This window comes from Streptomyces sp. NBC_01445, from assembly GCF_035918235.1.
In the GTDB taxonomy this organism is placed as follows: domain Bacteria; phylum Actinomycetota; class Actinomycetes; order Streptomycetales; family Streptomycetaceae; genus Streptomyces.
On record NZ_CP109485.1, the window covers coordinates 5,529,832 to 5,549,487 of the forward strand.

Sequence of the window (19,656 nt, forward strand, 5' to 3'; positions counted from 1 at the left end):
CAGGATGTTGCGTGCCCCCAACGGGATTCGAACCCGTGCTACCGCCTTGAAAGGGCGGCGTCCTGGGCCACTAGACGATGAGGGCAAAACTACTGGCCTTGCTGCTTCTGCGTCTATCGCCCAGAAGAGGACGTGAGAAGCATGTGACTCCGCTTCCCCCAAGAGGTTCCGCTTCTTCCTCGACCTCTGGAGGTCTTGGAACGGTCAAGCCCTGACCGGCGCCCTTGGGCACGTCGCAGACTGTACTACGGCGTTTCGGTGTCAGCCAAACCGAATAGGCGAGGGTGTGGGCGAGCCCGTGGGCGGCGTCGGCGAGGGGGTCGCGCCCGGCTGGTTCTCCTTGGGCAGATGGCGGCTGACCTGTGCCGTCGTCAGGCCGAGGCCGCCCAGTTCGATCTCGTCCCAGGCCTGCAGACGGCGCGTGTCGCGGTCCAGATAGAGGACCGACGCCTGCACCGGGTCGGGGGAGCCGTCGTCGACGGCGCGCAGACCGCTGCCGCCGGTCGAGCCCTCGATACGTAGCCGCGTGCCCAGCTTCATCACCTCGGTCGCTTCGTGGTGGATGTGGCCCGCGAGGACCAGCGGGACCGTGCCGTCCGTCTCGCGGGCGGCCACCGGGTTGTGGGCGATCGCGATGTCCACCGGCGTGCCCGCCTCCCGCTGGTCGCGCAGCGCGGAGGCGAGCCGGATGCCCGCCATGCGCTCCGCCGGGTCGCCCTGCGCCTTGACCGCGCGGTCCGGCGTGTACTGGGGGTCCCCGGTGCCGGCGAAGCGCAGCCCGGCGACGGTGACCGCCTTGCCGTTGTCGAGGACGCGGACGTTCCTGATGTGTGAGAGGTAGCGCTGGGTGGTCGCCGAGTCGTGGTTGCCGCGGACCCAGATGTACGGGGCGCCGAGGTCCTTGATCGGGTCGAGGAACGGGTTCTCGGCCGCCGAGCCGTGGTCCATCGTGTCGCCGGAGTCGACGATCACCGAGATGTCGTACTGCTCGACGAGCGAGGAGATGATCTTCCAGCTGGCCGGGTTGAGGTGGATGTCCGAGACGTGCAGGACGCGGATCGTGGACGGGTCCGGCCGGTACGCGGGGAGCGTCGACGTCACGTCGTAGAGCTTGGTCACATTGGTCACCAGGCGCGCCAACTCCTTTTGGTAGACGTCGAATTCGGTGACGATCGAGCGCGCGTTGCCGACGACCGAGGGGGCCGAGGAGAGCAGGCCCGAGAACTTCGGCTCCAGGACCGACTTGGGGTTCCAGGTCGCGTACGCCGCCCCTCCCGAGGCCGCCAGGAGGGCGAGTGCGAGGCCGCCGGCGCCGAGCGCGCGGCGGGGGCGGCGGTAGACGGCGAGGCCGAGCGCGGTGGCGCCGGAGACGACGGCGACGCAGGAGCGCAGGGCGAGGTCGAGGGTGCCGTGCTCGACGTCGCGGGTGACCTCGTCCTGGAGGCCCGAGAGGCGCTCGGGGTGGTCGACCAGGGCCTGGGAGCGGACCGGGTCGAGGCGGTCGACGTCCACGTCGAGGCGGATGGGGGCCGTGTGCGACTTGAGTTCCAGGGAGCCGAGCGGCGAGACGTTGATCTTCGTGCCGCCGGTCAGGGACGGGCGCAGCGTCATCCGGGTGTCCATCGGGCCCACCGGGACGCGGACGTTCCCCACGACGAGCAGGCCGAGCCACGCGCCCATGAGGACGACGGCCGCGAGGCCCAGGGCGCGGAGGTACGGGCGGGGCTGGAGGGTGAGATCGCCGGTGGGGCGGGGGCGGCGGGCGCGATGGTGGCGGCCTACCGCGGAGGGGATGTTCCGCAGGGCGGACAGGGCGGCGACAGCGGGGGCGCGGGCCATTGGTCCCGTATGCCCATACGGATGGTCCCGTATGCCCGGACGGACAGGTCGATCTGGGGGTGAGTGGCCGACAATGGCCGTGTGCTGGAGATGACGCGCGAGGAGTTCGAGGAACTGGTCGCCGAAGCCCTGGACCGGATTCCGCCGGAGCTGACGCGGCTCATGGACAACGTGGCGGTGTTCGTCGAGGACGAGCCCGCCGCCGGGGAACCTGAGTTGCTCGGCCTCTACGAAGGGACGCCGCTGACGGACCGGGGTGAGTGGTACGCGGGCGTGCTGCCCGACCGCATCACCGTCTACCGGGGACCCACGCTGCGGATGTGCGAGTCCCGCGAAGACGTCGTCGCGGAGACGGAGATCACCGTGGTCCACGAGATCGCCCACCACTTCGGGATCGACGACGCGCGGCTGCACGCCCTCGGATACGGGTGACGGCCGGGCCGTGAGCGGGCGTGTCCTCTTGCGGGGGACGGGAGTTGGGAACGGTGACGCCGGTTCTTTTCGGCGGTTCCCGTATCGCTTCAGCTCCAGCTTTTCAGCGCCCCGGAGGTGCTCGCCCGTGCGCCAGCTGTCCGTACCCCCTCGTCTGGTCCGACTGGCCGCGGCGGTGGTGGCCGTCACGGCGGCGACCACCGGCTGCATGAGCGTCGCCCACGAGGGGGGCGGGACCGCCCCGTCGCACTCGGCGGGGCGGCACGGCGGGCGGGCGGCGCCGGACGGCGGGGCGGTGGTCCCCGGGGGCGGCGAGGAGCAGGCCGGGGGCCGGGAAGGCGCGAAGGGGTCGTCGTCGCCGAGCGGCACCGCGTCCGACGCGGCCTCGCGCGCCGCCTCGCCCTCCGCGAGTCCCTCCAACGGCGCAACGGGTCCGGTGAAGCCCTCGGCGAGCGGGCGGACCACGCCACCGTCCCGGCCGACCCCGACGCGCACCGTGCCGGACACGCCCACGCCGCCCCCGGACACCCCCACGCCGACGCCGGACCCGACCACCGCGGAGCCCTCGTCGTCGGCGCACGAACAGGCGTCGGCCCGGGTGCAGGTCGACCGGGAGCCGGCGCCGCGGGCGGGGATGCCTGCGTAGGACTCTTGCCCAGGGGTCGGGTGTGAGCGGGGTCTCAGGGGATCGGTTTGCGCGAGGGGGTGGTGGGTGACTATGGTGGTAGATCGTTTGATCCCATTTGCCCGGCGCCGTTAAGAGAGCGCCGCGTGGCGCGTTCTCTCCCCAGCCGTGGCTGGACCGCATTGAGGCGGTCGATTGCGAAATTCACGGAGTTGACGGGCGCGTGCCGAGACTCCGGAAGGTTTCGCATTTCGCATGTCCATTTCCAGTTCTGACCACACCGTCATGCCCGAGAACGACGAGGCCGTGCAGGTTCTCGCCGTCGACGAGGACGTGACTGCCGTTGCCGTCGGAGAGGTCGCTGACAGCGCCTCCGCCGAGGTCGACACCGACACCCCCGCCGAGCCCACCCTGACCTTCGGCGACCTCGGTCTGCCCGAGGGCATCGTCCGCAAGCTCGCGCAGAACGGCGTGACCGCGCCGTTCCCGATCCAGGCCGCGACCATCCCGGACGCCCTGGCCGGCAAGGACATCCTCGGCCGTGGCCGCACCGGCTCCGGCAAGACCCTCTCCTTCGGTCTGCCGACCCTGGCGCGTCTCGCCGGCGGTCACACTGAGAAGAAGAAGCCCCGCGCGGTCATCCTGACCCCGACCCGCGAGCTGGCGATGCAGGTCGCCGACGCCCTCCAGCCCTACGGCGACGTCCTCGGCCTGAAGATGAAGGTCGTCTGCGGCGGTACGTCCATGGGCAACCAGATCTACGCCCTCGAGCGCGGCGTCGACGTCCTCGTCGCCACCCCGGGCCGTCTGCGCGACATCATCAACCGTGGCGCCTGCTCGCTCGAGAACGTCGAGATCGCCGTTCTCGACGAGGCCGACCAGATGTCCGACCTGGGCTTCCTGCCCGAGGTCACCGAGCTGCTCGACCAGGTCCCGGCCGACGGCCAGCGCATGCTGTTCTCGGCCACGATGGAGAACGAGATCTCCACGCTGGTCAAGCGCTACCTGACCAACCCGGTCACGCACGAGGTCGACGCCGCCCAGGGCGCCGTCACGACCATGACCCACCACATCCTGATCGTGAAGCCCAAGGACAAGGCGCCGGTCACCGCCGCGATCGCCTCCCGCAAGGGCCGCACGATCATCTTCGTCCGCACCCAGCTGGGCGCCGACCGCATCGCCGAGCAGCTCCAGGACGCCGGCGTGAAGGCCGACGCGCTGCACGGCGGCATGACGCAGGGTTCTCGTACCCGCGTCCTCGCCGACTTCAAGGACGGCTACGTCAACACGCTCGTCGCCACCGACGTCGCCGCCCGCGGTATCCACGTCGACGGCATCGACCTGGTCCTGAACGTGGACCCGGCCGGTGACCACAAGGACTACCTGCACCGCTCGGGCCGTACCGCGCGTGCCGGCAAGTCCGGTGTCGTCGTCTCCCTGTCGCTGCCGCACCAGCGCCGCCAGATCTTCCGCCTCATGGAGGACGCGGGCGTCGACGCCTCGCGCCACATCATCCAGGGCGGTGCCGCCTTCGACCCGGAGGTCGCCGAGATCACCGGCGCCCGGTCCATGACCGAGGTCCAGGCCGAGTCCGCGGGCAACGCCGCGCAGCAGGCCGAGCGTGAGGTCACCTCCCTCACCAAGGAGCTGGAGCGGGCCACGCGTCGCGCCGGCGAGCTGCGCGAGGAGGCCGACCGCCTCACCGCGCGTGCCGCCCGTGAGCGCGGCGAGGACGCCGAGGGTGTCGCCGCCGCCGTCGCCGCCGCTGCCGAGAAGACCGCCGAGGCGTCCGTCCCGGAGCAGGCTGCCGCGCCGGCCGAGCGCCAGGAGCGTTCGTCCTCGTACGAGCAGCGTCCGCAGCGCCGTGACGAGCGGGGCAACTACGAGAAGCGCGACCGTCGCGACGACCGTCCGTCGGGCGGCTTCAACCGTGACCGTCGTGACAACGACCGTGGTGGCTTCCGTCGCGACGACCGTCCCTCCGGTGGCGGCTTCAACCGTGACCGTCGTGACAACGACCGTGGTGGCTTCCGTCGCGACGACCGTCCCTCCGGTGGCGGCTTCAACCGTGACCGCCGTGACGACAACCGTGGCGGCTTCGACCGCGACCGTCGTGACGACCGCGGTGGCCGTTCCTTCGAGCGTCGTGACAACGACCGTCCGTCCGGCGGCTTCCGCCGTGACAACGACCGTCCGTCCGGCGGCTTCAACCGTGACCGTCGCGACGACCGTCCCTCCGGTGGCGGCTTCAACCGCGACCGTCGTGACGAGCGCCCCTCGGGCGGCGGCTTCCGCCGTGACGACCGCCCCTCCGGCGGCCACCGCGGCAGCGACCGTCCGTTCAACCGTGACCGTCGCGACGACCGTCCCGCCGGCGGCGGCTTCCGCTCCGGTGGTCACGACCGTCCGTACGGCCGCCGCGACGACCACCGCGGTGCGGGCTCCGGCTCGACCGGTGGTTCCTCGTTCCGCCGCGACGAGAAGCCGCGCTGGAAGCGCAACGGCTGAAACGGCTGAAGGCCGCGGTACCTGACGGCCTGACCTGAGAAGGGCCCGGGAGACGATCACGTCTCCCGGGCCCTTCTTTCCTTTCGCGCTCCTGTACCGCCGTTCACCCGCGGGCATTTTTTGGCCAATGCCCGCGCATGCCCCGCCCCCGGTACGGGAATCGCTGGGGGCATGACAAGTGACCCGACGACGCAGCAACCGCCGCCATCGACCGACGAGGAACGTCTCGCCCAGCTCGGCTACACGCAGGTCCTCGCCCGCAGGATGTCGGCGTTCTCCAACTACGCCGTCTCCTTCACGATCATCTCGGTGCTCTCCGGGTGCCTGACGATGTATCTGTTCGGGATGAACACCGGCGGCCCCGCCCTGATCACCTGGGGGTGGGTCGGGGTCGGCCTCATGACGCTGTTCGTCGGGCTCGCGATGGCGGAGATCTGTTCCGCGTACCCGACCTCCGCCGGCCTCTACTTCTGGGCGCACCGGCTCGCACCCGCGCGGACGGCCGCCGCTTGGGCGTGGTTCACGGGCTGGTTCAACGTCCTCGGTCAGGTCGCGGTGACCGCCGGAATCGACTTCGGCGCCGCGTCCTTCCTCGGCGCGTATCTGAACCTCCAGTTCGACTTCGAGGTGACGCCGGGGCGGACGATCCTGCTGTTCGCGGCGATCCTCGTGCTGCACGGACTCCTCAACACCTTCGGCGTGCGCATCGTCGGGCTGCTCAACAGCGTCAGCGTCTGGTGGCACGTCGTCGGCGTCGCCGTCATCGTCGGCGCCCTCGCCTTCGCGCCGGACAGCCACCAGTCCGCGTCCTTCGTCTTCACGAAGTTCGTCAACAACACCGGCTGGGGCAGCGGGTTCTACGTCGTCCTGATCGGACTGCTGATGGCCCAGTACACCTTCACCGGCTACGACGCCTCCGCGCACATGACCGAGGAGACCCACGACGCGTCCACCGCGGGGCCGAAGGGCATCGTGCGGTCCATCTGGACGTCCTGGATCGCCGGGTTCGTGCTGCTCCTCGGCTTCACCTTCGCCATCCAGTCGTACCAGGGCGCCCTCGGCTCGGCCACGGGCGCGCCGCCCGCGCAGATCCTGCTCGACGCGCTCGGGGCGACCGCCGGGAAGCTGCTGCTCCTCGTCGTCATCGGCGCGCAGCTCTTCTGCGGCATGGCCTCCGTCACCGCCAACAGCCGTATGATCTACGCCTTTTCGCGTGACGGCGCGCTGCCGTTCTCGCATGTCTGGCACACCGTCAGCCCGCGCACCCGTACCCCCGTCGCCGCGGTGTGGCTGGCGGCGCTCGGCGCGCTCGTGCTCGGACTGCCGTACCTCATCAACGTCACGGCGTACGCGGCCGTGACCTCGATCGCCGTCATCGGTCTCTACATCGCCTACGTCGTCCCGACCCTGCTGCGGCTGCGCAAGGGCGACGACTTCGAGCGCGGGCCCTGGCACCTGGGCAGGTGGTCGCGGCCGATCGGGATCGTGGCGGTGGTGTGGGTCGCCGTCATCACGGTCCTCTTCATGCTGCCGCAGGTCTCGCCGGTCACATGGGAGACGTTCAACTACGCCCCGATCGCGGTCCTTGTGGTCCTCGGATTCGCGGGCGTGTGGTGGCTGGTGTCGGCCCGGCACTGGTTCCTCAACCCGGAGCACGCGCGGACCGTCGCGCGTGAGGCGGGGCGCGTGGGAGCGCCGGAACCGGTCGATCCGTGAGCGGCGGGCGCCCCGCCCGGCCGCCCGTGTGACATCCGACAGGCCGCGGAGGCCGATACCCGATCGGCCTCCCGGCCCCGGCGGGCTATGCTCGGGGATGCGTCGGCGCGGGCCGGCGCGTGGACCCTTAGCTCAATTGGCAGAGCAGTGGACTTTTAATCCATTGGTTGTGGGTTCGAGTCCCACAGGGTCTACCGCGTGAACAGCGGCCCGGACGGCTTCGGCCGGCCGGGCCGCTGTGCTGTTCCCGCCGAACTCCGCCGGCCCTCACGCCTCCCGCAGGTACCGCCTCTTCACCGCCGTCAGCGCGACCGCGTACAGGGCGAGGACCGCCGCGAGGAGCGCGTAGTACACGGGCGGCAGGGGAGTCATGCCGAGCGGGCGGGCGGCGGGGGTCAGGGGCAGCAGGATGCCGACGGCGGTCAGGGACGCGACCGCCCAGCGGACCGGGCCCGGGGTGCGCGGGGCGCGGCCGGTGCGCAGGAGCAGCATCACCAGAGCCTGCGTCAGGAGGTTCTCGGTGAACCAGCCCGAGTGGAACGCAGCCTCGTCGGCCGCGCCCGCCGTGGAGCGCAGGGCGAGCGCGAGGACGCCGAAGGTCGCGAGGTCGGCGGCGGCGTTGAGGACGCCGAACCCGGTGATGAAGCGCAGGAAGTCGCGCGGGCGCAGCGTCGTGGGCCGGCGCAGGGCGTCGGGCGCCGGGCGGTCGAAGGCGAACGAGAGCTGGGCCCCGTCGAAGCACAGGTTCTGCGCGAGCACCTGCGCCGGGAGCATCGGCAGGAACGGCAGCAGGAGGCCCGCCGAGAGCATCGCGATCACGTTGCCGAGGTTCGAGGAGAGCGTGACGCGCAGATACGTGGCGATGTTGCCGCTGCTGTGGCGGCCCGCGGCGATCGCGTGGCCGATCGCGGTGAGGTCCTTGCCCGGCCGGTCCGCGGGCTGCGCGAGCACGATGTCCGCCGCGTCGCGCGCCACGGGGACCGCGTCGCGCGGGCAGATCCCGACGTCGGCGGCGCGCAGCGCGGGCAGGTCGTTCACGCCGTCGCCCAGGAAGCCGACGGTCGTCTCCCCGCCGGCGCGCAGGGCGGTGACGATGCGCGCCTTGTGGGCGGGGGTACAGCGGGCGAAGACGGTGGTGCGGTGGGCGAGGCGGGCCAGTTCCCCGTCCGTGAGCGCGTCGAGGACGTCCGCGGTCTGTACGTCGCCGGGGGCGAGCCCCAGATCGCGCAGGGCGCGAGCGGCGGTGCCGGGGTGGTCGCCGGTGAGCACCTTGACCGTGACGCCGCGCTCTCCGAGATCGCGCAGGGCCTGCGCGGCGGTCGGCACGAGGGCGTCGGTGAAGGCGACGAAGCCGGTGAAGGTGAGGCCGCGTTCGTCGGCGGTGCGGTACGGGCGGTGCCGGGCGGGGCGTTCGGCGGTCGCCACGGCGAGGAGCCGGAGCCCGTCGCCGGACAGCGCCGCGGCCCGGGCGAGCAGGCTCGCGCGCTCGGTGTCGTCGAGGGCGCACCGGTCGAGGACGTTCTCCACGGAGCCTTTGACGGCGAGCGTGACCGTGCCGAGGCCGCCGGGCCGCCGGACGACGGCGGTGGCGAGGCGGCGTACGGGGTCGAAGGGCAGGGCGGTGATCCCGTCGTACGTGTCCGTGACGGCCGGGTCTGCCGCGAGGCCCTGCGTGATGACCGCCTCGTCGAGCGTGTCCGGGGTCGGCAGGTCGGCGAGCTGGAGCGTCCACCAGGCGGCGACGGCCGCCCAGTGCAAGGCGTCGGGGTCGGTGCGGGCGAGGTCGACGGCCGGGCGGTCCTGGGTGAGGGTGCCTGTCTTGTCGACGCAGAGGATGTCGACGGCGCCGATGTCGTGCAGCGCGGGGAGCCGTTTGACGATGACGCCGTGGGTGCGGGCGAGCAGCGCGGAGCCGCGGGCGAGCGCCGTCGTGACGATGACCGGCAGCATCTCCGGAGTGAGCCCGACGGCCACCGCGACGGCGAACGGCAGGGTCTCCAGGCCCCGGCCGCGCAGCGCGGCGCCCGCCATCAGGACCAGCGGCGGCGTCAGCAGCATGAAGCGGATCAGGGTCCAGGAGATGCCGTGCACGGAGCGCTCGAACGCGCTCGCCCCGCGCGGTGCGCCGACCGTGCGGTGGGAGGCGGCGAAGCGGGTGCCGGCGCCCGTCGCGAGCACCACGGCGCTCGCGCTCCCGGAGGCCACGCTGCCGCCCTGGAAGCACAGATGCGCCGACTCGCCGTCCGTGGGCAGGTCCACGGGCCGCTTGTCGACGGGCACCGACTCCCCGGTGAACGCGGCCTGTTGCACGGTCAGGCCCTGCGCCCGCAGGAGGCGTACGTCGGCGGGGACCAGGTCGCCGGGACCGAGCAGCACCACGTCGCCGGGCACCAACTGGCTTACGGGGGCCTCGTGTTCGGCCGGTGGGGCGCTCTCGTCGTCGCCGGGGCGGCGCAGCACGGTCGCCGTCGTCGCGACCAGGTCGCGCAGGCCCGCCATGGCGCTGTCCGCGCGGCGCTCGCCGGCGGAGCGCAGGCCGCAGCTGACGGCGACCAGGACGAGGATCACGCAGGCGGTGCCCCAGGCCGCGACGGTCGCCGAGACGAGGCCGAGGCAGAGCAGGACGCCGGTGAACGGGTCGCGCAGGCTGCGGGCGGCCAGGCGGGGCCAGGACAGGGGACGCGTATCCGGCAGGACGTTCTCGCCGTGGCGGGCGAGGCGCCGCTCGGCCTCCGCCTCGGTGAGGCCGCGCGGGCCGCTGTCGAGGGAGCGCAGGAGCTGGAGGGTCGTACGGCCGGGGTCCGTCTCCGGGGCTGTGTCGGTCACTCTCGGGCGCCGTCAGGGATTCTCGGGTGTCGTCACCGTCGTCTTCTCCCGTTCATCGGACCGCGAAAGGCTCCCCGGCAATGGGTTCGAGCCTTCAGTTTAGGGGCGGAACTTCTGCCGCCCTCCGCTAGTTTCTACAGAGCTGTAGAAGATCAGTACGTGTCGATCGAGGAGAGTCATGGCCCTGTGGGATCGCTTCAAGGAGTCCGCGTCGACGATGCAGACGCAGCTCATGGCGAAGAAGAACGACCTGAAGAGCGGCGCCTTCCGTGACGCGAGCATGGCGATGTGCGCGCTGGTCGCCGCGGCCGACCGGAACATCGACCCGGCCGAGCGCAGCCGCGTGGCCCAGCTCATCTCCACGAACGAGGTGCTGCAGAACTTCCCGGCGGACCAGCTCCAGAGCCGCTTCGACGCGAATCTGAACAAGCTGACCGCCGACTTCGACTTCGGCAAGGTCAGCGTCCTCCAGGAGATCGCCAAGGCGAAGAAGAAGCCCGCCGAGGCGCGCGCGGTCATCCAGATCGGCATCGTCATCGGCGGCGCGGACGGCGACTTCGACAAGGCCGAGCAGGCCGTCGTCCGCGAGGCCTGCCTGATGCTCGACCTGCCCCCGCACGAGTTCGACCTGTAGGCGGATACACCGAAGGCCCGGAACCATTGGTTCCGGGCCTTCGGCCTTCAGTAGCGGGGACAGGATTTGAACCTGCGACCTCTGGGTTATGAGCCCAGCGAGCTACCGAGCTGCTCCACCCCGCGTCGGTAAACACGACTCTACGCCATTGCGGCGACAGAACGCGAATCGGTTGCCCGGCGTTCCATGGTCCGCCGCCTCGGGCCCCTTTCACCCGGTCGGTCCCGCCAGGTCGCCCGCCGCCTTTTGCAGGGGAACCCTGGGGTGGGGCCCGACGACGTGCGCAGGCGCGGGACCGACGCGGACGGTGGCGGGAGACGAGCGGTGGGGCAGCGAGGAGGACACGGGCGAGAGGCGGAGCAGGGCCTGTCCCGGGCCCGGTTCTTCGTACGTCTGCTGCCCGTGCTGCTCATCGTGGTCGGGGCGATCTACGACTACGTCACGCCGTCGACGTTCACCGGCGTGCCCCTCTTCACCGCCGCCCCGCTGGTCGCCGCCCCGTTCTTCTCGCCCCGCGGCACTTTCCTGACCGGCCTCGCGACCGTCGCCGTCGTACTCGGGGTGCATCTCAGATACACCCGCAGTTACGACACCGATGCCATCACCGAACTCGTCACGGTCGTCACCGTCGCCGTCCTCGCCTGTGTCATGAACCGCGTCGTGCGGCGGGGCAGTGAGCAGCTCACCTCCGTGCGCCAGATCGCCGAGGCGGCCCAGCGCGCCGTCCTGCCCGAGCCAGCGGAGCGCATCGGCGGCCTGGAGATCGCGGCCCGCTACGAGGCGGCCCAGGAGGGGGCCTTCATCGGGGGCGACCTGTACGCGGTGCAGGACACCCCGCACGGGGTGCGGCTCGTCGTGGGCGACGTACGCGGGAAGGGCATGGGCGCGGTGTCCGCCGTGGCCGTCGTCATCGGCGCCTTCCGGGAGGCGGCCGAGCAGGAGGCGACCCTGGAGGCGGTCGCGCAGCGCCTGGAGCGGGCGCTCGCGCGGGAGGGGCTGCGGCGCAACGGCCTCGACGAGTCCGAGGGTTTCACCACGGCCGTGCTCGCCGAGATCCCGCACGGCAACGCCCTCGTACGGGTCATCAACCGCGGCCATCCGGAACCCCTGATCCTGGGCGGCGACGGGGCGCTCAAGGTCCTGTCACCGCCGGAGCCCGCGCTGCCGCTCGGGATGGGTGGCCTCGGCAGCTGGCCCGACCGGGCGTCCGAGACGGAGTTCCCGTCCGGGGCGACGCTGCTGCTCTACACCGACGGTCTCTCGGAGGCGCGCGACGCGGAGGGCACCTTCTACGACCCCGCGGCCCGGCTCGCGGGGCGGATGTTCTCGGGCCCCGATCCGCTGCTGGCCGCGCTCACCGCCGAGGTCCGCCGGCACACCGGGGGCGGCACGACGGACGACATGGCGCTGCTCGCGGTGAGGCGGCCGTGAAGCAGCAGTGAAGCAGCCGTGACCGCCGCCTTCACCTTCCGTAGTCGAACGGCGTCGCTGCGCATAACATTTGACAAACCGTCAGATGAGCGGCCCGCTCCGACGGCCGGTCAACTCGCCCGATTCCGCCCGCTCGTGCCCCGATAAGTCCAGGCCAAAGGCGTTAACGATCAGTCGGAACGGCTTGGAATCGGACCCCGGTGTCTATTAACGTTCGATAACGCAGCGCGGTCGTCCCAGCCGTCACAAGAGATGGCTCCGTGCGCACGCGCCTAATCCCGCAAGGGAGCCGGGGAACCACCAACTTGGGGTGAATCGGACGTCTTTCCTTGCGGAAGGCGTCGGTAGGAGACCTTCCTGCTCCGAACCCGTCAGCTAACCCGGTAGGCGAGAAGGAAGGAAAGGAGCGCGCCCCCGTGGCGTCCAACCGGCCTGCCCCAGAGTTCTCCTACGCGCCGATCGACGAAGAGTTCGGCGAAGCGGACGAGCGGACCTGGGACGAGTGGAATCCCACCGAGGAGTCCGTCCGCCCCGTACGCGGCAGGCACCGCGTAGCCAAGCAGCGCGGCGGTCTCGCGCGCAGCTCCACAGTTCTCGGGGTCGGCGTGATCGCGGCCGTCGGCGCGGGCGGCATCGCCACCGCGCAGGGCGGCAAGCCCCCCGTACACATCTCGATGCCCGACCTCTCGGCCGTCAAGGACTCGCTGCCCGACGCCAAGTCGCTGCCCGGCGTGGGCGCGCTGATATCCGACGGTTCGGACGACGACTCGTCCGGCGCCGACGCGGCCCCGCTGACCGGCGCCGGCATCACCACCGCGGACGCCGAGCAGGGCACGACCGCCGGTGAGGCCCTGCGCGCCCGCATCATGCAGCAGGCCGAGCAGCAGCAGGACCAGGCCGCCGACGCCGAGGCCGCAGCCGCCGAGGAGGCCGCCGCGAAGAAGGCCGCCGAGGACGCGGCCAAGGAGCAGGACGCCGCGTCTGCGAAGGCCGCCGCCGAGAAGAAGAAGGCGGAGGAGGCTGCGAAGAAGAAGGCCGAGGCCGAGCGCCTCGCCAAGCTCGCCAAGAGCTTCACGCTGCCGGTCGCCTCCTACACGATCACCGGCACCTTCGGTCAGCCCGGCTCGATGTGGTCCTCCGGCTATCACACGGGTCTCGACTTCGCCGCTCCCACGGGTACGCCGCTGAAGGCGATCCACTCCGGCACCGTCAAGGAAGCAGGCTGGGCGGGCGCGTACGGCTACCGCACCGTCCTTGAGCTCCCGGACGGCACCGAGCTCTGGTACTGCCACCAGTCGTCCCTCAACGTCAGCGCCGGCCAGAAGGTGACCAGCGGCGACGTCATCGGCCGCGTCGGCGCCACCGGCAACGTGACCGGGCCGCACCTCCACCTGGAGGTCCACCCCGGCGGCCAGGCGACCGGAGTGGACCCCGCGCCGTGGCTGCGCTCCAACGGCCTGACCATCTAAAGGCTCGTAACCCGGCTCGTAACCCTCCGAACCCCGGTGGTCCTGACGGCAACCCCCCGACGTCAGGGCTGCCGGTCGGCCATGCCCGGAATATCTTGCTCCGTATCGGTGTTCCGACAGGCCATGACTTCTCTTCGCAAGCTTGGCTCGTCAGACCTCGAGGTGTTCCCGCTCTCCCTCGGCGGCAATGTGTTCGGCTGGACCGCCGACGAGGCGCAGTCCTTCGCCGTGCTCGACGCGTACGTCGCCGCCGGCGGCAACTTCGTCGACACGGCCGACGCGTACTCGTCGTGGGTTCCGGGCAACAAGGGCGGCGAGTCCGAGACCGTCATCGGCAAGTGGCTGGCCGCGCGCGGCAACCGCTCCGATGTCGTCATCGCCACCAAGGTCGGCGCCCACCCCGACTTCAAGGGCCTGTCCGCGAACACCATCAAGTCCGCCGCAGACGAGTCGCTGCGCCGCCTCGGCACGGACTACATCGACCTCTACTACACGCACTTCGACGACCCGTCCGTGCCGGTCGAGGAGATCATCACCGCCCTCGACGAGCTGGTGAAGTCCGGCAAGGTGCGCGCCATCGCCGCGTCGAACCTGACCCCGGAGCGCCTCCAGGAGTCCCTGGACTTCTCCGACCGCGAGGGCCTCGCCCGCTACGCGGCGCTCCAGCCGCACTACAACCTCGTCTCGCGCGACACCTACGAGGGCCGGCTCCAGGAGGTCGCCTCGCGCAGCGGTCTCGCCGCCGTCCCGTACTACGCCCTGGCGTCCGGGTTCCTGACGGGCAAGTACCGGCCGGGCACCGAGGTCGACAGCCCGCGGGCCGCGGGCGCGGGCCGGCACCTGCAGACCGAGCGCGGCGTGCGCGTCCTCAAGGCCCTCGACGAGGTGGCGCAGGCGCACGGCGCCGAGGTCGCGACGGTCGCCCTCGCCTGGCTCGCGTCCCGCCCGACGGTGGCTGCGCCGATCGCGTCCGCCCGCACCGTGGAGCAGCTGCCGGCGCTGGTGGCCGTGGCCGACCTGGAGCTGACGGACGCGGAGCTCTCGAAGCTCACGGAGGCGTCCGCCTGAGGCGTACTCAGTAGCGGTACGGGTTGTACGCGTTGTGGGCACTGTGCGCGGGGAACTGGGCGACCGGCCCCGCGTGCACCGGCCCCGCGTACATCGGCGGCACCCACACGGGCGGCGCGGTGGCGCGGGACGCGTAGGCGAGGGCGGGGCGGGCCGCGTGGCGCCGCGCCCACAGCTCGTCGAGCAGTTCCCGCTCCCGTACGACATAGTCCGCCCCGGCCCGCCCGCGCCGCCCGCGGTGGCGCAGGAGCGCGAGTGAGGTCGCGTACTGCTGGTACTGGGCGACGGCCTTGGCCGTCCCCTTGCCGCCGTGGTGCTGCGCGAACTCGCGGGCCAGCCGGCGGGCGCGCATCGAGCCGAGGGCGAACGGCTCGGCCGGGCCGACCCAGCCGGCCGCCGCGTACGCGGGCAGCTCGGAGCGCACCGTGCGCAGTTCGCGCTGGCGGGTCCCGATCGCGAGCCAGGTCAGCAGCCCGAACGCGGGCATCATGAACAGCGCGTAGACCCCGAAGAACCCGAACCGGCCGAACGCCGACGAGCCGTTCCACGTGGCGTGCATGCCCATCGCGAGCAGCAGCCCGGTGAGGGGCAGGAACACGCGCCGCACCGGCCCGCGGTCGGGCGCGGTCCGGGCCGCGACGCCGAAGCCGATGCCGGTGAGCACCGTGAACAGGGGGTGCGCGAACGGCGACATGACGATGCGTACGAAGAAGGTGGCGGCGGTCACCGAGGCGATGCCGGTGCCGCTGTTGAGCTGGTCGGTGCCGAAGGCGTTGCCCAGATAGAGGATGTTCTCGGTGAACGCGAAGCCGGTGGCGGTGACGCCGGCGATCACGACGCCGTCGACGATCCCGGTGAAGTCCCGTCTGCGGAACAGGAAGATGAGCAGGACGGCGCAGGCCTTCGCGGACTCCTCGACGATGGGCGCTATGACCGTCGCGCCGAGGGTGTCGGCGTTCGCGGGGTCGGCCGAGTTCGTGGCGATCCAGTGGGTCGCGAAGCTGTTGGCGACGATCGCGATCAGCGCGGCGGCGCAGGCGCCCCAGGCGAAGGAGAACAGCAGGTTTCGCCAGGGCCCGGGCGCGACCCGGTCCAGCCAGCGGAACGCGGCTATCAGCAGCGGGACGGGCAGGACAGCGAGGCAGAGCCCGACCAGGAACCCCTTGGTGCCGGTCTGTTCCCGCACGAGGGCGAGGATCACCAGGCCGGAGAGCGTCAGGAGCGAGACGAGCGCCCAGGCGTGCACGGCCTTCCGCTCCCACCAGCGCGGATGCCGCAGCGTGCCGGGCCCCGGAGCGCCTGCTCCGGGCTGCGCGTGCGGAAACGCATTCGGATACGAGGGATAGGTCGCCACAGTGTTGACCCTAACGAGGGACGGGCCCGGCCGCGACGGGGTGTCAGTCCGCGGCGGTGGCCGGTGCGTGCGCGGCGCGCAGGAAGAGCAGGTCGTGGACCACATGGCCCTTGTCCAGGCCCTGGCCCTCGAAGCGCGTGAGGGGGCGGAACGCGGGCCGGGGCGCGTACCCGCCGTCGGCCTGCGTGTTCTCGTAGTCCGGGTGTTCGGTCAGGACTTCGAGCATCTGCTCGGCGTACGGCTCCCAGTCGGTCGCGCAGTGCACCAGGGCGCCGGGTTTGAGGGGGACCTTGGCGAGGCTGAGGAACTCCGGCTGGATCAGGCGCCGCTTGTGGTGGCGCTTCTTCGGCCAGGGGTCGGGGAAGTAGACGCGCAGCCCGTCGAGGGAGGCGGCGGGGAGCATCTCGCGGAGCAGGATGATCGCGTCGCCGTTGGCCACCCGTACGTTCGTCAGGCCGTTCCGCTCGGCGAGGCCCAGGAGGTTGCCCTGGCCCGGGGTGTGCACGTCGACCGCGAGGATGCCGGTGTCGGGGTCGTCGGCGGCCATCTGCGCCGTCGCCTCGCCCATGCCGAAGCCGATCTCCAGGACGACGCGCTTCCTGCCGTCGAACAGCTCGTCGAGGTCGAGGACGCGCTGCCCGTCGATGTCGAGGCCCCACGCGGGCCACAGCCGCTGGAGGGCGTCCGCCTGGCCCGTGGTGACGCGGCTGCGGCGGGGCTGGAAGCTGCGGATGCGCCGCTCGAAGTGCGAACCGGCGGGGTCGGGCGCGGGCCCCTCGGGAAAGCGCGGCTCGCCCTTGGCGCGTGCGGGAGCCGGGGCTTCGGGACCGGCGGCCTCGGGGGTGTGGGCTTCGGGGGTGTGGGGTGACTCAGACACAGTGAGGCGATTTTAGACGCCGGATCCGGCCGGGGCCCAAGCTCAGGCCCCGGAGGCCAGGCCCCAGAGCTCAGGACCTGAGCTCACAACCCGCAGCTTGGGACCCGAGCGCGGCCAGGGCTCGCCGGGCGACCTCGCGGCCGATCGGGAGCGAGGCCGTCGCCGCGGGGGACGGCGCGTTCAGCACATGCACCGTGCGCGGGGCCTCGCGGATCAGGAAGTCGTCGACCAGGGTCCCGTCCCGCAGGACCGCCTGCGCCCGGACGCCGGCGGGCGCGGGCACCAGGTCGTCCGCGGTCACCGCGGGCAGCAGCCTGCGCACCGCCGCCGTGAACGCGTCCCGGGACACCGAGCGGCGCAGCTCCCCGGCCCCGTACCGCCAGTGCCGGCGCGCTATCCGCCAGGAGCCGGGCCAGGCCAGCGTGGCGCCGAGCTCGCGCGGTCTGACCGTCGACCAGTCGTAGCCCTCGCGGGCCAGCGCGGGCACCGCGTTCGGACCGACGTGCACGCTCTTGTCGATGCCGCGCGTGAGATGGACGCCGAGGAAGGGGAACGCCGGGTCCGGCACCGGATAGACCAGGCCGCGCACGAGCTCGGGGCGGGCCAGCTCGAAGTACTCACCCCGGAAGGGGACGATCCGCATGCCGGGGTCGTCCCCCGCGAGCCGGGCGATCCGGTCGCAGTGCAGCCCCGCGCAGTTCACCAGGACGCGCCCCCGGACGACATCCCCGGCGGCCGTGCGCACCGCGACACCACGCTCCGCGCGGCGGTCGATCTGCATCACCTCAGCGCCGTACCGGATGTCCGCGCCCGAGGCCTCGGCGAGATGCCGGGCCACGGAGGCGTAGTCGGCGACACCCGTCGTGCCCACGTGGATCGCGGCGAGGCCGCGCACATACGGCTCGTACTCGCCGATCTGGGCGGGGCCGAGCTCCCGCACCGGAATCCCGTTCTCCCTGCCGCGCTGGACCAGGGCGTGCAGGCGGGGCAGCTCGTCGCGCTCGGTGGCCACGATCAGCTTGCCGGTGACCGCGTGCGCGACGCCGTACTCCTCGCAGAACTTGACCATCTCGGCCGCGCCCCGCACCGCGAAGCGGGCCTTGAGCGATCCGGGGCGGTAGTACACACCGCTGTGGATGACCCCGCTGTTACGCCCCGTCTGGTGTCTGGCGGGGCCGTGCTCCTTCTCCAGGACGGTCACACGGGTTCCCGGTACCGCGCGCGTGAGGGCGTACGCCGTCGACAGACCGACGATCCCGCCGCCGATCACCAGCACATCGCAGTCGTACCCGCTCGTCATCACCGTGCCTCACCTCCCGACCCCGATACTGCACTGCGCCACTGACAACGCGTTCAAACCCGGGCGGTAGCCGTTCGGCTGGACCGGTTCTTCACACCTCTGCCCTACGCCGGCGCCATCAGGAGCGGCCTCGCCCTCTCCCGCAGCTCCACCACGCGCGGCTCGTCCCCGTACGGCTCGAGGCGGTGCAGCAGATCCTTCACGTACTCGGTGGTCCGGGCCGACGAGATCCGCCCCGCCACCTCCAGCGCGCGCGTGCCCTGCTCGCACGCCGCGTCCAGGTTCCCCGACTCCAGCTCGGCGACCGCCGACACCACGAGGCGTAACCCGTGCGAGCGCACGAACTCCTCCGTGGGCTTCGACAGGGCCTGCTCCGTGAAGCGCCGCACCTGGCGGGGTGCCTTCAGGTCGCGGTAGCACTCGGCGGCGTCGGCGGCGAGGCGGTCGTACGAGTAGAAGCCGAGCCACGACGGGTCGTGGTCCCCGTCGCGCGCCCGCTCCAGCCAGCCCTCCGCGGCCCGCAGCGCGGCACCCGCGGCGTGCGCGTCACCGGCGCGCGCGTGTGCGCGTGCCTCCACGAGCCGGAAGAAGCTCATCGTCCGGGCGGTGGCGAGCCCGCGATTGCGCTCCAGGGCGGCCTGCGCCAGATCCACCCCTTCGTCGCCGAACCCGCGGTACGTCGCCTGGAGCGACATCGACGCCAGCACGTAGCCCCCCAGGGGCACGTCCGCCGCCGCGCGCGCGAGCCGCAGCGCCTGGATGTAGTAGCGCTGCGCCGCCTCCTGCTGGCCCGTGTCGAACGCCATCCACCCGGCCAGGCGCGTCAGTTCGGCGCTCGCCCCGAACAGGGCGCGCCCCACGTCGTCCGAGTACGCGCCGAGCAGCAGCGGGGCCGCCTCGACGCGCAGGCACTCGGGGACCATCGACGAACGCCAGTCGCCGCCCCCGTACTTGGAGTCCCAGCGCCGCGCGTCCTCGGCCGCCTCGCGCAGTTTCCGGACGTCACTGTGGCCGACCTTCTGAGGCGTGTTGTCCCCGCCGCTCTCCAGCGGCTGGGCGTCGCGTGCGACCGACGAGTCGGCCGGCGTTATCAGCCATCTCGACGCGGGCGTCGCGTACGCGCTCACCGCGAACGATCCGGCCAGCGACTGCCAGATGCCGCCGCCCGTGCGGCGGCCCGCGAGGTCGAGGCGGTACAGCTCCGTCGCCGACTTCACCGCCGCCCCCACGTCGCGCGGGAAGGCGAGGCCCACTTCGGGCGCGGGATCCGCGTCCGCCAGGCCGATCTCGTGCAGCGGCACGGGCCGGCCCAGCTTCTGGCCGATGGCGGCGGCGATGAGGTGCGGCGCAGCGCCCTGCGGCACCATGCCCTTGGAGACCCAGCGAGCCACCGAGGTCTTGTCGTAGCGAAGCGTCAGACCGCGTTGCGCGCCAAGGTCGTTGACCCGCCGCGCCAGGCCTGCGTTGCTGATTCCCGCGAGGGCGAGAACGGTGCCGAGTTTCTCGTTCGGCCCGCGTTGCTCCCTGGACATGCGCCACCCCTCGACACAGCCGGCTGCCGCGGTGGCATAACCGCG

At 72.0% G+C, this 19,656-nt stretch carries 14 protein-coding genes, 3 tRNA genes and 1 riboswitch; of the genes, 9 read left to right on the plus strand and 8 right to left on the minus strand.

The genetic code is table 11. The annotated features are described in order from the left end of the window. Positions 1–12 precede the first annotated feature (12 nt). Both OG574_RS25255 and OG574_RS25260 read right to left on the minus strand, forming a co-directional pair. A tRNA-Glu gene (locus OG574_RS25255) sits at positions 13–85 on the minus strand. Between the two features lie 176 nt (positions 86–261). Next, entirely contained in the window at positions 262–1,839 is a 1,578-nt protein-coding gene (locus OG574_RS25260) for a metallophosphoesterase family protein (protein WP_326775058.1), read from the minus strand. 81 nt (positions 1,840–1,920) lie between these two features. On the opposite strand from OG574_RS25260, the gene OG574_RS25265 reads away from it, so the two are divergent. From OG574_RS25265 to OG574_RS25285, 5 genes are all read left to right on the plus strand, one after another. Further along, positions 1,921–2,271: a metallopeptidase family protein gene (locus OG574_RS25265; protein WP_326775059.1), complete on the plus strand. Its 351-nt coding sequence runs from the start codon at positions 1,921–1,923 to the stop codon at positions 2,269–2,271. 127 nt (positions 2,272–2,398) lie between these two features. Then, complete coding sequence (locus OG574_RS25270; RefSeq protein WP_326775060.1) at positions 2,399–2,917, plus strand: hypothetical protein; 519 nt, start codon at positions 2,399–2,401, stop codon at positions 2,915–2,917. A 234-nt stretch (positions 2,918–3,151) separates the two neighbouring features. Next, positions 3,152–5,404, plus strand: coding sequence for a DEAD/DEAH box helicase (locus OG574_RS25275; RefSeq protein ID WP_326775061.1), 2,253 nt, complete (start codon positions 3,152–3,154; stop codon positions 5,402–5,404). A 171-nt stretch (positions 5,405–5,575) separates the two neighbouring features. Continuing rightward, positions 5,576–7,120 carry an amino acid permease gene (locus tag OG574_RS25280; protein WP_398376075.1) on the plus strand — a complete coding sequence of 515 codons (1,545 nt, stop codon included), beginning with the start codon at positions 5,576–5,578 and terminating at the stop codon, positions 7,118–7,120. 121 nt (positions 7,121–7,241) lie between these two features. Next, positions 7,242–7,314 (plus strand) — tRNA-Lys (locus OG574_RS25285). A gap of 73 nt (positions 7,315–7,387) precedes the next feature. Here the strand turns inward: OG574_RS25285 and mgtA are convergent. Next, positions 7,388–9,946, minus strand: coding sequence for a magnesium-translocating P-type ATPase (gene mgtA, locus OG574_RS25290; protein WP_326775062.1), 2,559 nt, complete (start codon positions 9,944–9,946; stop codon positions 7,388–7,390). A gap of 178 nt (positions 9,947–10,124) precedes the next feature. Here mgtA and OG574_RS25295 point away from each other — a divergent pair, with 178 nt between their 5' ends. Then, a complete protein-coding gene (locus OG574_RS25295) occupies positions 10,125–10,580 on the plus strand; it encodes a tellurite resistance TerB family protein (protein WP_326775063.1) in 456 nt (151 codons plus the stop codon). Positions 10,581–10,631: 51 nt separating this feature from the next. Here OG574_RS25295 and OG574_RS25300 read toward each other — a convergent pair. Further along, a tRNA-Met gene (locus tag OG574_RS25300) sits at positions 10,632–10,705 on the minus strand. A gap of 199 nt (positions 10,706–10,904) precedes the next feature. Between OG574_RS25300 and OG574_RS25305 the strand changes: the two genes are divergently transcribed. The 3 genes from OG574_RS25305 (at position 10,905) to OG574_RS25315 (ending at position 14,548) form a co-directional block, all read left to right on the plus strand. Continuing rightward, a complete protein-coding gene (locus OG574_RS25305; RefSeq protein ID WP_326775064.1) occupies positions 10,905–12,011 on the plus strand; it encodes a PP2C family protein-serine/threonine phosphatase in 1,107 nt (368 codons plus the stop codon). A 259-nt stretch (positions 12,012–12,270) separates the two neighbouring features. Beyond that, positions 12,271–12,416: riboswitch (cyclic di-AMP (ydaO/yuaA leader) on the plus strand. A gap of 11 nt (positions 12,417–12,427) precedes the next feature. After that, positions 12,428–13,480: a M23 family metallopeptidase gene (locus OG574_RS25310; protein WP_326775065.1), complete on the plus strand. Its 1,053-nt coding sequence runs from the start codon at positions 12,428–12,430 to the stop codon at positions 13,478–13,480. Between the two features lie 123 nt (positions 13,481–13,603). Continuing rightward, complete coding sequence (locus tag OG574_RS25315; RefSeq protein WP_326775066.1) at positions 13,604–14,548, plus strand: aldo/keto reductase; 945 nt, start codon at positions 13,604–13,606, stop codon at positions 14,546–14,548. Between the two features lie 7 nt (positions 14,549–14,555). On the opposite strand, the gene OG574_RS25320 is transcribed toward OG574_RS25315, so the two are convergent. From OG574_RS25320 to OG574_RS25335, 4 genes are all read right to left on the minus strand, one after another. Further along, complete coding sequence (locus OG574_RS25320) at positions 14,556–15,902, minus strand: PrsW family intramembrane metalloprotease (RefSeq protein WP_442816848.1); 1,347 nt, start codon at positions 15,900–15,902, stop codon at positions 14,556–14,558. A gap of 43 nt (positions 15,903–15,945) precedes the next feature. After that, positions 15,946–16,779, minus strand: coding sequence for a tRNA (guanosine(46)-N7)-methyltransferase TrmB (gene trmB, locus OG574_RS25325; protein ID WP_326775067.1), 834 nt, complete (start codon positions 16,777–16,779; stop codon positions 15,946–15,948). A 70-nt stretch (positions 16,780–16,849) separates the two neighbouring features. Beyond that, a complete protein-coding gene (gene lhgO, locus OG574_RS25330; RefSeq protein WP_326778613.1) occupies positions 16,850–18,079 on the minus strand; it encodes an L-2-hydroxyglutarate oxidase in 1,230 nt (409 codons plus the stop codon). Between the two features lie 104 nt (positions 18,080–18,183). Continuing rightward, positions 18,184–19,611: an MFS transporter gene (locus OG574_RS25335; RefSeq protein ID WP_326775068.1), complete on the minus strand. Its 1,428-nt coding sequence runs from the start codon at positions 19,609–19,611 to the stop codon at positions 18,184–18,186. Positions 19,612–19,656: the final 45 nt, after the last annotated feature.

Coding starts and splice junctions, on each gene's coding strand:
- OG574_RS25260 (WP_326775058.1), bottom strand. CDS start 1,839: ATGGCCCGCGCCCCCGCTGTCGCCGCCCTGTCCGCCCTGCGGAACATC.
- OG574_RS25275 (WP_326775061.1), top strand. CDS start 3,152: ATGTCCATTTCCAGTTCTGACCACACCGTCATGCCCGAGAACGACGAG.
- OG574_RS25280 (WP_398376075.1), top strand. CDS start 5,576: ATGACAAGTGACCCGACGACGCAGCAACCGCCGCCATCGACCGACGAG.
- OG574_RS25295 (WP_326775063.1), top strand. CDS start 10,125: ATGGCCCTGTGGGATCGCTTCAAGGAGTCCGCGTCGACGATGCAGACG.
- OG574_RS25315 (WP_326775066.1), top strand. CDS start 13,604: ATGACTTCTCTTCGCAAGCTTGGCTCGTCAGACCTCGAGGTGTTCCCG.
- lhgO (WP_326778613.1), bottom strand. CDS start 18,079: ATGACGAGCGGGTACGACTGCGATGTGCTGGTGATCGGCGGCGGGATC.
- OG574_RS25335 (WP_326775068.1), bottom strand. CDS start 19,611: ATGTCCAGGGAGCAACGCGGGCCGAACGAGAAACTCGGCACCGTTCTC.